Origin of the sequence: Proteus genomosp. 6 (assembly GCF_040139785.1) — a bacterium.
In the GTDB taxonomy this organism is placed as follows: domain Bacteria; phylum Pseudomonadota; class Gammaproteobacteria; order Enterobacterales; family Enterobacteriaceae; genus Proteus.
This window is the reverse complement of record NZ_JBEEVJ010000051.1, coordinates 1-820: the sequence shown is the minus strand read 5'-3', so window position 1 is coordinate 820 and position 820 is coordinate 1. Positions and strand designations below refer to the sequence as shown.

General features: G+C 52.4%; 1 protein-coding gene. It reads left to right on the top strand.

From position 1 onward, the window contains the following. Positions 1-63 precede the first annotated feature (63 nt). Entirely contained in the window at positions 64-768 is a 705-nt protein-coding gene (locus ABN212_RS18730; RefSeq protein ID WP_001067855.1) for an IS6-like element IS26 family transposase, read from the top strand. Positions 769-820 lie beyond the last annotated feature (52 nt).

Here is an 820-nt window from a genome sequence, read left to right as displayed (position 1 = left end):
GGCACTGTTGCAAATAGTCGGTGGTGATAAACTTATCATCCCCTTTTGCTGATGGAGCTGCACATGAACCCATTCAAAGGCCGGCATTTTCAGCGTGACATCATTCTGTGGGCCGTACGCTGGTACTGCAAATACGGCATCAGTTACCGTGAGCTGCAGGAGATGCTGGCTGAACGCGGAGTGAATGTCGATCACTCCACGATTTACCGCTGGGTTCAGCGTTATGCGCCTGAAATGGAAAAACGGCTGCGCTGGTACTGGCGTAACCCTTCCGATCTTTGCCCGTGGCACATGGATGAAACCTACGTGAAGGTCAATGGCCGCTGGGCGTATCTGTACCGGGCCGTCGACAGCCGGGGCCGCACTGTCGATTTTTATCTCTCCTCCCGTCGTAACAGCAAAGCTGCATACCGGTTTCTGGGTAAAATCCTCAACAACGTGAAGAAGTGGCAGATCCCGCGATTCATCAACACGGATAAAGCGCCCGCCTATGGTCGCGCGCTTGCTCTGCTCAAACGCGAAGGCCGGTGCCCGTCTGACGTTGAACACCGACAGATTAAGTACCGGAACAACGTGATTGAATGCGATCATGGCAAACTGAAACGGATAATCGGCGCCACGCTGGGATTTAAATCCATGAAGACGGCTTACGCCACCATCAAAGGTATTGAGGTGATGCGTGCACTACGCAAAGGCCAGGCCTCAGCATTTTATTATGGTGATCCCCTGGGCGAAATGCGCCTGGTAAGCAGAGTTTTTGAAATGTAAGGCCTTTGAATAAGACAAAAGGCTGCCTCATCGCTAACTTTGCAACAGTGCC